We start from the raw sequence: 11399 nt of genomic DNA on the forward strand, positions 1-11399 counted from the left end.
CCGTACGGGAAGGAAATGTCGCCGACCGCCGGCGGGCGCACAGGGCGCGGCGGGCCGACGGGGTCCGCCATTCTCGCGCATGCGCGCCCGCCGGGCAAAACCGGGGGACGGCCGGGACTGTCGGGGCCTGCCTATACTGGCGCCAGACCGTCCCCCTGGAGCCCCCGTGCCGCTGGCCGCCCCCGCGATGTCCCGGTCGCTGATGCAGCGCGAACTGGCCCTGTTCTCGCTCTACCGGGTCCTCGAGGCCGCACTGCTGGCGCTGGTCGTCTTCAGCCCCTGGGGCGAGGCGCTGGGCGGCGTGGAGATCGCCGCGATCGCGGTGCCGGTGAGCCTGGGCTACCTGGTCGCCTCGGTCGGCCTGTTGATCCACGCCCGTGCGCCCAACCCAGACTACGCCGCCCACGCGACGGTCGGCATCGGCGTGGACATCCTGGTCGCAGCGCTGACCAGCCATGCTGCGCCCGATGTCGCGCCCGGTGTGGCGATGCTGCTGCTGTTCAACGTCGCGGCAGCCTCGCTGTTCGTGAACCTGCGCGTCAGTCTGCTGATCTGCGTGGCGGCAGCCGCCTCGCTGCTGATCGGCCCGCTCGTGGGGCTGACCAGCGCGCGCGCGCCGACGCGTCCGGTCGCCGAGCCGCTGATGTTCGCGCTCGGCCTGTTCGCCGCCGCCTCGCTGACCCGGCTGCTGGGCAAGCAGATCCGCGAAAGCCAAGCGCTGGCCGACCACCACGAGGCCGAGGCCGAGAGCCTGGCCGAGATCAACGAGCTGATCATCCGGCGCATGCAGACCGGCGTGCTGCTCGTCGACGGCGCCGGTCATGTGCGCCGGGCCAACGAGGCTGCACTCGCCCTGCTCGACGCCGACGGCGACCCGCATGGCCGCCCGCTATCGCGCCTGTCGCCGCCGCTGGCGCTGCGCCTGGCCAGTTGGCTGCGCAGCGGCAGCAGTGACGACGCCCCGCTCGCACTGCGCGAGCATGTCGATGTCATGCCGCGGTTCGTGCGCCTGCTCGCCGACGGCGACAACACCCTGGTCTTTCTCGACGACACCTCGCTGGTCACCCGCCGCGCCGAGTCGCTGACCCTCGCCACGATGGGCCGGTTCTCCGCCAGCCTCGCCCACGAGATCCGCAACCCGCTGGCGGCGATCAGCTACGCGACGCAACTGCTCGAAGAATCGGACGCCATCCAGGACGGCGATCGCCGCCTGTTGCAGATCGTCCACCAGCAGTGTGTGCGCACCAACGGCATCGTCGAGAGCGTGCTCGGCCTGGCGCGGCGTGAGCGCGCGCGCCCCGAGCCCGTCGAGCTGGTGGCCGCCACGCACGCCTTCGTGCAGGACTACCGCCTGATCGTCACCGACGACAACGCCAGCCTGGACGTGGACTGCGAGAGCGCCTGCGTGCGCGCCGTGGTCGACCCACGCCATCTGCACCAGGTGCTCACCGCACTGGTCAACAACGCCGTGCGCTACGGTCGCCAGCCCGGCGAACCGGCCCGCATCACCTTGCGCGTCGAGGACGGCGAGCGCCCCTGCATCAGCGTGTGCGATCACGGCCCCGGCATCGAGGACACCGCCTTGGCGCAGCTGTTCCGCCCCTTCTTCACGACCTCCGAAAGCGGCACGGGCCTGGGCCTCTACATCGCCCACGAGCTGTGCCGCGCCAACGAAGCGCGGCTCGACTACGTTCCGGTACCGGGCGGCGGCGCGTGCTTCCGGATCGCGCTGTCGGCGCGACGCGCCGCGCTGCGCGGCTGAACCGCAGCCGGCCCCACGCGCAGGCCCGGGCGACGAGGAAAACGCACGAACCCTCACGAAAACAGGGCTAACGGCCGCGTTCGGTGTGACCGGCGTCACCAGTGTGACCCTCGTCACTATTGGCAAAAGCTGTCACTATGGGTCACTCCGCAAAAGCCAAGCGCCCAGCCAGATTTCGATGAGCGAGCACCGCAGCGCCCTGATCGTCGACGACGAACACGACATCCGCGAACTGCTGGTCCTCACGCTGGGCCGCATGGGCCTGCGCACCGATACCGCGCCCAATCTCGCGGCCGCCCGCGAGCTGCTGGCCAACGGCCGCTACGACCTGTGCCTGACCGACATGCGCCTGCCCGACGGCTCGGGCCTGGACCTGGTCGGCGAGATCAACACGCGGTTTCCCGGCACCCCGGTCGCGGTGATCACCGCCTACGGCAACGTCGAGGCCGCCGTCGATGCGCTGAAGGCCGGCGCCTTCGATTTCGTCAGCAAGCCGGTCGACATCAACGTGCTGCGCGGCCTCGTGCGCCAGGCCCTGGAACTGGGCGAGCGCGGCCGCCACAGCGACGACGCGGCCGGCGGCCGCCTGCTCGGCAAGTCCGAGGCCATGGTCACGCTGCGCAACACACTGGCCAAGGTTGCACGCAGCCAGGCGCCGGTCTGCATCAACGGCGAATCGGGCACCGGCAAGGAGCTCGTCGCGCGCATGCTGCATGCGCAGAGCGCGCGTGCCGGCGGGCCGTTCGTACCGGTCAATTGCGGCGCGATTCCCACCGAACTGATGGAAAGCGAGTTCTTCGGGCACCGCAAGGGCAGTTTCACCGGCGCGCACAGCGACAAGCCCGGTCTGTTCCAGGCGGCCGAAGGCGGCACGCTGTTCCTTGATGAAGTGGCCGAACTGCCGCTGCCGATGCAGGTCAAGCTGCTGCGCGCGATCCAGGAAAAATCGGTGCGCCCGGTCGGCGCCTCGACCGAAGTGCAGGTCGACGTGCGCATCCTCTCGGCCACGCACAAGGACCTGGCGACGCTGGTCGACGAAGGCCGCTTCCGCCACGACCTCTACTACCGCATCAACGTCATCGGCCTGACCGTGCCGCCACTGCGCGAACGCGCCGGCGACCTGCCGCTGCTGTCGGACGCCATCCTGCGCCGGCTCGCCCAGGCCATGCGCCGCCCGGCGCCCGTGCTCGCGCCGGACGCGATCGCCGCCCTCGAGGCGCATGCCTTTCCCGGCAATATCCGAGAACTGGAAAACATCCTCGAACGCGCCCTGGCAATGGCCGACGGTGACCGCATCACCGCCGCCGACCTGCACCTGCCGACCGCCCAGCCCGGCATGGCCGGCAGCAGCGCCGTCGCAGCCCAGACCGGCGCCCGCCTGCCGCCCGACCCGCGCACGCTCAGCCCCTACGAGACCGCCGGCACGGCGCTGCCCTCCTACATCGAGGACATCGAGCGCGCCGCGATCCAGCAGGCACTGCAGGAAAACCGCTACAACAAGACCAAGACCGCAGCCGTGCTCGGCATCACCTTCCGCGCCCTGCGCTACAAGCTCAAGAAGCTCGGCATCGACTAAAACCGGGCCAAAGCAAAACCGGGGTCAGAGTGCAATTTCCTCGAAATTGCACTCTGACCCCGGTTTTCTGGATCACGGCCGGCTCGCCGTCTCCTGCCGCACCGGCCCGCCACCGCCTCGGGTGCCCCCCGCCGCCTTGGGCCGCACCTGCGACCAATCCATCGGCCGGTTACCGCCGATCTCGATCCAGCCCTGCTGCAGGGCATGGCCGGGGTTGTCCAGGACGCTGTAGACATCGACGCCATCGCCGGCTTCCAGGCCCCAGACGCCTGCCCAGGCATTGCGGCCGGCCCGCTTGGCCACGTAGAGCGCACGATCTGCAACCCGGATCGCGTCCTGCCAGCGCGGCGTATCGCTCGGGAACACCGGTAGCGACGACACGCCCGTCGAGACCGTCAGCGGCAGCGTGCCGCCGCGGCCGTCATCCACGCGCAGCCGCTCGACTTGCCGGCGCAGATGTTCGGCCAGTGCGAACGCGGCCATGCGCGACGTATCGCCGCGCGCCACCAGAAACTCCTCCCCCCCCCAGCGCGCCACCACGTCACCCACATCGCAGGCCTCACGCAGGCAACGCGCAATCTGCGACAGCGCCGCGTCGCCGATGTCATGCCCGAAGCGGTCGTTGATCGACTTGAATGCGTCCACATCCAGCAACAGCAGCGCTGCACGCCGGCCGTCGGCGGTCAGCGCCTGCAGCGCGCCATCGGCGGCCCGACGATTCATCAGCCCGGTCAGCGGATCGGTCGTGCTCAACTCCGCCAGGCGATGCTTTTGCCGGCGCGTGCGGACCAACAGCACCAGCGAGACCAGCGCAATGATCGCCAGCGCAGCCAGCCCGAGGTCGCGCAATAGCCGTGCCCGGGAAGCGTCCTGCCGCGCAAGGACCTGCTCGGGCTGCAATTCCCGTGCTGCCGTTGCCTGCAGTCGCGCCAGCTTCTGCGCAGTCTTCTCGCGCCCTTCGGCACGGTCGAGTGCGCGCGCCCGGCCAGCGTAGTCGGCAGCAATCTGGGCCTCCCCACTGGCGCTTGCGATGTCTGCCAACAGATACAAGCTATCGCGTTGCTCCATCGGCATTTTGCCGGCTTCCGCCAAGCGCAATGCTTGCTCGGCACTCTCCCGGGCAGCCCCCATGCGCTCCAGCCCAAGCGAGACGCGCGCCAGTCGCTGCAGTGCCACCACCTCGCCTGCTGCATCTCCAAGTTCGCGCAAACGCACCAACACGTCCTGCAACTGCGTCTGGGCCTTGGGCAGTTCGCCCTTCAGACGAAGGATCTCCGCACGATGGCTTGCGATGCGTATCTGGATCAGCGCCAGTTCGGGGAACTTAGCCGCAGCGACATCGGCCTCCTGAAACAATGCGGCGGCCTCGTCGATCTGGCCAAGCAGCAACAATGTGTAACCAAGCTCGTATCCCAGCACGACTCGTTGCGGGATCATCGGCTGGCCGGGGGCGGACGCCAAGCGGTACGCCTGACGATAGTAACCAAGGGCACCTTCGGGATCGTCAAAATCAGTAACACGCAACTGCGCAATCGTAGACAGCGATGCGATCTGCAACCTGATGTCTCCGTCCTGCAACGCTTGTGCCTGCATGTCCTCCAGGATGCCCATGGCCTGAGCGCCACGCCCTGAACGGATCAGCAGCATGGCCGCAGGAAACCGCCCGCGTTGTCGCTCATTGATCGAAAGCGCGTCCGACTCGAGCAACGCCATCACCACATCGGTTGTGGCGGCACCATCCTCACCCCGCCCCAGGACAAACTGAGCAATCCCCATGCAGGCAGTCGCCATGAGCCTAGGCGCCGCCTCAAGACGAGGCTGCCCCAGGACGCCCTCAGCAGCCGCAATCGCCTCTTCCGGGCGCAACTGCGAAAGACGCTCGCACCGCTGAATTTCGGCAACGTGAGGCAGCGCAGCCGGCACCCCCTGGGAGCGCGCAGCGCTCGATATGCCCAACAAAGCAAGGAGCATCACGCCTGCAAGGCGTTGGAAAGTGCATAAGCGCATCAGTGACCTCGGATACAGCGGGGGTGTATCGCCGTGGCATGGCGGGCCGCGACGCCAATATAATCGCCAACAGGGGGGAGGATCACATGCGGACAGGTTCAGCAAACAGGATGCGCGACCCGGCGCCGCCTTCGGGCACGTCGCCGGCCGCGGGACGCGCGACCGGAGTTGCGACGCCCACCATCGCCGCCGAGCACCGTACTGCATCCATGCTGCAATGGGTGCTCGTGATCTGCGGCCTCTACCAGCCTGTTGCGACCGCTGTCGCCTGGTGGCGCTTCGACGGCCTGCTAGATGCCGCTTCGCTAGCCCTGGCTGCCGCCCATACAGCGTTGCTATGGGGCTGCTTCATCGCCGCACGGCGGGACGCACTGCGTCCGGCGGCCCGGGCATTTGTGTTCGGGAGCCTGTTTGTACTGTCGATTGCCTATTCGCGCTGGGGTCTGGCCTTGCAGGGACCGCAGCATTGGCTGCAGTTACTTCCGGTGCTCGCCGGCGCCGTACTGCTCGGGCGCCGGACGCTTTGGATCGCCGTGGTCTGGATGGCCGTACTCGTGGCCATTGGCGCCTGGAAGGACGCGCAACCGTTCCTGTTCGCACCGGGACATGCCATCGGCGTGGCCATGGCAGGTCTCTCGGCAGCACTTGGTCTGGCCCTCGTCGCCTTCGTCATCGACCAGGCCCTGATTGCCCTGCACCAGAGCCTGGACCTCGCCCGCCAGCGGGGCGCCGAACTCGCGCGCGCCCGCGACCGTCTGCTGCTGGAGATCGAACAGCGCGAGCGTCAGCAGACCCAGTTGCTGCACGCCCAGAAGATGGAGGCCGTCGGCCGCCTGGCCTCGACCATCGCCCACGACTTCAACCACCTGCTGGCCCTGGTCATGGGCCACGCCGGCCGCGGCCTGGCCAGCGACGACCCCGCGGAGATGAAGGCGGCCTTGCGCAGCGCCGAATCCGCCGCGCGCCGCGCCGGCGAAGCCAGCCACCGGCTGGTCGATTTCAGCCGCCACGAGGACAGCGCGCCCGAGGCCTTCGACGCCGTCGAGGCCATTGCCGACCTCGAGCCCGTGCTGAGGCAGACCTTTCTGCCCGGCGTGGACGTGACCCTTGACCTCGACCCGGGCGCTCCGCTTGCGATCCACTTCGACCGCGCCCACCTCGAACTGATCCTGCTGGGCCTGGCGGCCAACGCCCAGCAAGCCATGCCCGACGGCGGGCAGTTCACGCTGTCCGTTGCCGCCTACGCCCTCGACCGCGTCGAGATCATCGCCCGCGACACCGGACGCGGCATGGACGCCACCACCCGCGCGCGCTGCTTCGAACCGTTCTTCACCACCCGCCCCGCCGCCCAGGCCACCGGCCTCGGCCTGGCCGTCGCCGCCCACCTCGTCCGCGAGGCCGGCGGCGACATCACCGTCGAGAGCGCGCCAGGCCAGGGCAGCGCCTTCCGCATCGTGCTGCCGCGGCAAGAACAGGTGCCTGATACCGCACGTACCGGCAGCAGCCGCAGGCCGCGGGTCTCGAGCCAGGCGCTTCGGCAGCGGCCCGCGGCCGGGGAGCAGGGCTGAGCCAGCCTGTGCTGTGACATTCGCGGCTTTTTGATCTTGCACAGGTCGCCTCCATACACCTTCGCGAGATCAACCTCGTCGCTGGGCGGGACCTGCGGACGGACCATGACAGTCGGTCCAATCCCCGCTCAAGTTCACTGGAAGCGCTGCCGATATCACGTTTGCCTAGTGGCACTCACGCCGCCAGAACATCAATCTGCGACCGCAGTCACATCGACGAGCAGCCATCGCCTGACGCGAAACGTCACAAGCCGACCTTGCTCGACAGCTTCGGGGCAGAACGCTCACGCTTGTTCACCCAAAACGCCTTCAGAAGGCGCAAGTCTCCGCGTTCGCACGATTGGCACGACCCATGCGATACCCCTGATGCACGTGCATGTTGCACGGCTGCCCACGGATCGGCACCCGCCGCCTTCCAGGCACGTGAATCCATCCACCCTTGGGGAGTTGCTCCATGAAGACGCAGAAAGGTTTCACCCTGATCGAACTGATGATCGTCGTTGCGATCATCGCCATCCTGGCCGCGATCGCACTGCCGGCGTACAACAACTACCGCGTCAAGGCAGCCGAGAATGCTTGCCTCGGTGAAGCCAAGGCATATATGAACTCGGCCGTGTCTGCGGTTCATGCCAACATGACTATCGATACCTACGCACCGAAAGCATGCTCCGCTATCTCGGCTCCGATCACCGCAACCAACGTTGCCAGCGGCGCGACCATCACGTTTACCGCTACGGCGAATCCCGCAGGTCAGAAGAACACGACCTGTAACGCCGGCACGGCCAGCTGCGCATTGGCGGCAACGGGCACCAGCACCAGCTCGAGCTCGAGCTCGGGCGGCACCACTGGCGGCTGATAAGCAGCACATCGATTAACAAGATGAAGGGGGCCTTGCCCCCTTTTTCTTTTCAACCCATGACGACACCCCCCCCGTCAACAGCTGTCCCCCTAAAGGTGGGCCTAAGCGGGCTCATCGGCTTCTCCGTTGGAATACTGGCATCGCTAGCATTAAATCTTGGGCCCATCTCCGCACTAGCGGCCCTGATCCTCTGTACTGGTGCCCCGATGTGGTGGCTGGAGTGGCAACGTCATTCTCCGCTCACCGACCCGCCAGTATTAACTAGCGAGGACGCCAGAACGCGGAGACGGCACAGGGCAGCAGGTCTATTGGCTTTATCTGCAATCTGGGCAGCGATGCTTAATGTCCTGTCACTCTCCCAGCCATCCATCCTATCCGGCTTCTGGGACGCCTTGTTCGCGATATGGCCAGCACTCCCACTCTGGGCGGCATTCTATATCTTTAAAACCGCTCGTACAGGATCGGGCGGAATTGAATCCATTGGAAAATGGATACTCCTGAGCCGAAAGGCCAGGGACATTCCTATCGCCGAAGCCAGAGACCAAGTTGTCAAGGCCTTCTTTCTGCCCTTGATGGTAAGCTTCGCTTACAGCTGGTCAGACAAATTCAGCATCTCCGATCAGATGCTACCCGCCACTTGGTTCTCACTTTCAATTTCAATTCTTTATTTGATAGATACCGTATTCGGAACCGTTGGCTACTTATCCACGTCACGAAGACTCGACGCCCATATACGCTCGAGCAATCCAAGCTGGCTTGGGTGGAGCGCGGCACTCTCGTGCTACCCACCGATCTTCGTATGGCTACAATCGGCCGGGCTCAGATACGGCGATGGATTTACGTGGAGTAATTGGTTATCTACAAGCCACCCGGCATACTACCTGTGGGCACTAGCGATACTCACGCTCACGGGCATATATACACTTTCAACGATCGCATTTGGCATCCGCTTCAGCAATCTGACCAACAGAGGCATAATAACCAGCGGCCCTTATCGATTCGCAAAACATCCGGCCTACATAAGCAAGAACATTTCATGGTGGCTGATATCAGTCCCATTCATCCCATCTTCTGGCGCAATGACTGCAATATGGCACTGCACTGCGCTTCTTGCGATCAATTTAATCTACTTCATTCGGGCAAGAACTGAGGAAAGCCATCTTTCCCAAGATCCTGCATACCAGGCTTACTGCGCATGGATAAGCGCTCACGGTCTGCTTCCACGGCTCAAGCTGTATCTCACGCCGAAATAGCACTATCTCCGATTACCATATTTCAACGCATTGATCGAGGGGAGCGAGCTTCGACGGCTTCGATACCAAACACTGGCAGGCCAAAGTCGCCTAGCGTGCCGGCGCGCCCAGGGCGAAAACACCAATCCCATCCAATTGACCGACCTGCGGGCGGCCATGCTGGCGCCGGCCAAGCTCGCCAGTGCATTCGACCGTTCGCCCCGCCCACAACCGCCCAAGGGCCAGAGCTGCACGGCTCGATTCCCAAGTGATTGATCATGGCGTCAGCAGGACCGACGAGGCCACAACAAAGCACGGGCCGCGGATCGATCCGCGGCCCGTGCGTTTCACGATATTGCCGCGCCCTCAGAGCTCGCGCCGCGGCGCCAACACCAGCCGATGCAGCACACCGCGGGCGCACCAGCCACGAGCGGCACCAGCCAGAACACCCACAGCTGCTGCAGTGCCGCCCCGCCCTGGAACAGCGCCACGCCGGTGCTGCGTGCCGGGTTGATCGAGGTGTTGGTGACCGGAGTGTTCACCAGGTGGATCAGCGCCAGACCGATCGCCAGTGGCGCGAACGACGCGGTCACCGGCTTGGCGGTCAGGCCCAGCACGATCATGGTGAACAGTATCGACCACTTGTTGCAGTGCGCGACTCCATTTTTCGATAGACCCTGTTCAATTTCCCGTCCTACATCTTGTTGTTCCTAGACAATCGTCATTGAACTGCCGGCGCTCTGGCTGCAGTGGTCGCTCTTCTTGGACAGACTCACGCAGGCGCTCCTCAGCCCTCTCCAAGGAGAAAGGATGAGCACGACGCTTGTCCTGCAGACTCATGCAGCAGCGCATCGTAAGATGCCGACATCCAAGCAGATGAATGCGGATTTGGCCCTTACCGCACGAGACTTCTGCATACATTCAATACCCAATCGAAATGATAGAAAATGCAATACTTGGTGAAATTTCGAGCTTTTTACGGCCAAAGAAGGGCCTTGTGCGAAACTGAAATTGCCCGCAGTATTGACGAGCGAAAGTAAAAGTAAGGGCGTAGTTCGCATTAAGGATTCGGCGTTGCCGATTTGGACACAGGGAGGAAAGGGTTCCCTTGTGTCAACAGGGAGTGTCGCCCACGGGGACCGGCGAACACGGAGGCGGCGCGGTTGGCATGAGATTCCTAGGCTATGCACGTGTCTCGACTGACGAGCAGAACGTCACCCTGCAACTGAACGCCTTGAAGGCCGCTGGCTGCAGCGAGATCTTCAAAGACGAAGGCGTGTCCGGGGGCCTGCGCTCGCGGCCGGGGCTCGATGAACTGCTTGCCAACGCCCAAGCCGGCGACACGCTGGTGGTGTGGCGGCTGGATCGTCTGGGCCGGTCGTTGACCCACCTCGTCGACCTGCTGGCCAACCTTGGCCAGCGACAGATCCGCTTCCGCTCGCTATGCGAGTACATCGACACCGACTCGTCAGGCGGCCGGCTCGTCTTCCACATGATGGCGGCGCTGTCGGAGTTCGAGCGCTCGTTGATCAGCGAACGCACTCGTGCCGGAATGGCTGCGGCGCGTGCGAAGGGACGCCATATGGGGCGAGCCCGCGCGCTCTCGCTGAGCCAGCGCCAGGAAGCCCGCAAGCTGGTGCTATGCGAGCACGTGCCGCACCGGGCCGTGGCGCAGCGCTTCAACGTGCATCCGCGCACGATTGCGCGATTGATCGCACGCGACGACACCGACGGGTAACCCGCGCCTCGCATAGGCGACTGACACACCGGGATCGCGGCATTCTGGTGATGGCGGCGTGTGCGCGGTCATATAGTCGTGCGAGTGCCATGCATTTTTTCCAATGTTGCCTGCCCGGTATGATGACGACCTGTCGCCACGACGGATGCGCTGGAGCCGCCGTCATGAAATCTTCCTGGCTCGCGCTGTCGATCGCCGCACTCGCCGGGCTTGGGCTGTGGACTGCGGTCTCGCTGTCCATCGGCGGCGGAGAGCCATGGGATGCCGACCGCTACTGGACGCTCGCCTGCCCTGCAGCGCTTGTGTTGTCGCTGGCCCTCGGCTTGGCGTTTCCGCGACGCGCGTGGTACTGGGGCGCGGTGGTCATGCTCGCGCAGGTGCCGGTGGTGATCGCGGTGTCGGGCATCGGCCCGCTGCTCGCCGCTGGCGTGGTGTATGCCGCCGTGCTCGCGATACCGGCGATGCTGGCCTCCGCACTTGGCGGTTGGTGGCGGCGCAGGCTGCAAGACCCCACCGACCCCGTCGCCGCACGCCCGGCGCTAGAGCCGGCGCCGGAATCCAAAACCGGGGTCAGAGTCTGAGGTATCCCCACATTTTCCTGAGCTAGATCAGGAGGTTGCGTTCGGGAGAGATGGAAACAAGTGCGCGCATGGCGCA

Annotated in this window: 9 protein-coding genes; 7 read left to right on the top strand and 2 right to left on the bottom strand. The window is 65.4% G+C overall.

Annotated elements, in window-relative coordinates; all coding sequences use genetic code 11:
* The first annotated feature begins 187 nt into the window (after positions 1–187).
* Both FHW73_RS15255 and FHW73_RS15260 read left to right on the top strand, forming a co-directional pair.
* On the top strand, positions 188–1762 hold the full coding sequence (locus FHW73_RS15255) for an ATP-binding protein (RefSeq protein ID WP_183427596.1): 1575 nt from the start codon (positions 188–190) through the stop codon (positions 1760–1762).
* Between the two features lie 178 nt (positions 1763–1940).
* Positions 1941–3338: a sigma-54 dependent transcriptional regulator gene (locus FHW73_RS15260; protein ID WP_183427597.1), complete on the top strand. Its 1398-nt coding sequence runs from the start codon at positions 1941–1943 to the stop codon at positions 3336–3338.
* 72 nt (positions 3339–3410) lie between these two features.
* Here the strand turns inward: FHW73_RS15260 and FHW73_RS15265 are convergent, their stop codons facing one another.
* Positions 3411–5114, bottom strand: a complete 1704-nt coding sequence (locus FHW73_RS15265) for a diguanylate cyclase (protein WP_183427598.1) — start codon at positions 5112–5114, stop codon at positions 3411–3413.
* Positions 5115–5455: 341 nt separating this feature from the next.
* On the opposite strand from FHW73_RS15265, the gene FHW73_RS15270 reads away from it, so the two are divergent.
* The 3 genes from FHW73_RS15270 to FHW73_RS15280 all read left to right on the top strand — a co-directional run bounded on the left by FHW73_RS15270 (position 5456) and on the right by FHW73_RS15280 (position 9025).
* A complete protein-coding gene (locus FHW73_RS15270; protein ID WP_183427599.1) occupies positions 5456–6913 on the top strand; it encodes an ATP-binding protein in 1458 nt (485 codons plus the stop codon).
* Positions 6914–7367: 454 nt separating this feature from the next.
* Complete coding sequence (locus tag FHW73_RS17580) at positions 7368–7769, top strand: prepilin-type N-terminal cleavage/methylation domain-containing protein (protein WP_183427600.1); 402 nt, start codon at positions 7368–7370, stop codon at positions 7767–7769.
* Positions 7770–7828: 59 nt separating this feature from the next.
* Positions 7829–9025, top strand: a complete 1197-nt coding sequence (locus tag FHW73_RS15280; protein WP_183427601.1) for an isoprenylcysteine carboxylmethyltransferase family protein — start codon at positions 7829–7831, stop codon at positions 9023–9025.
* Between the two features lie 326 nt (positions 9026–9351).
* Here the strand turns inward: FHW73_RS15280 and FHW73_RS15285 are convergent, their stop codons facing one another.
* The gene (locus FHW73_RS15285; protein ID WP_221187587.1) at positions 9352–9627 is read right to left on the bottom strand and encodes an aquaporin; all 276 of its coding nucleotides are present in this window, start codon (positions 9625–9627) and stop codon (positions 9352–9354) included.
* 545 nt (positions 9628–10172) lie between these two features.
* On the opposite strand from FHW73_RS15285, the gene FHW73_RS15290 reads away from it, so the two are divergent.
* Together FHW73_RS15290 and FHW73_RS15295 are read left to right on the top strand one after the other, a co-directional pair.
* Complete coding sequence (locus tag FHW73_RS15290; protein WP_183427602.1) at positions 10173–10742, top strand: recombinase family protein; 570 nt, start codon at positions 10173–10175, stop codon at positions 10740–10742.
* A 164-nt stretch (positions 10743–10906) separates the two neighbouring features.
* A complete protein-coding gene (locus FHW73_RS15295) occupies positions 10907–11323 on the top strand; it encodes a hypothetical protein (protein ID WP_183427603.1) in 417 nt (138 codons plus the stop codon).
* Positions 11324–11399: the final 76 nt, after the last annotated feature.

The organism is Luteimonas sp. RC10 (assembly GCF_014192745.1).
Lineage (GTDB): Bacteria > Pseudomonadota > Gammaproteobacteria > Xanthomonadales > Xanthomonadaceae > Luteimonas.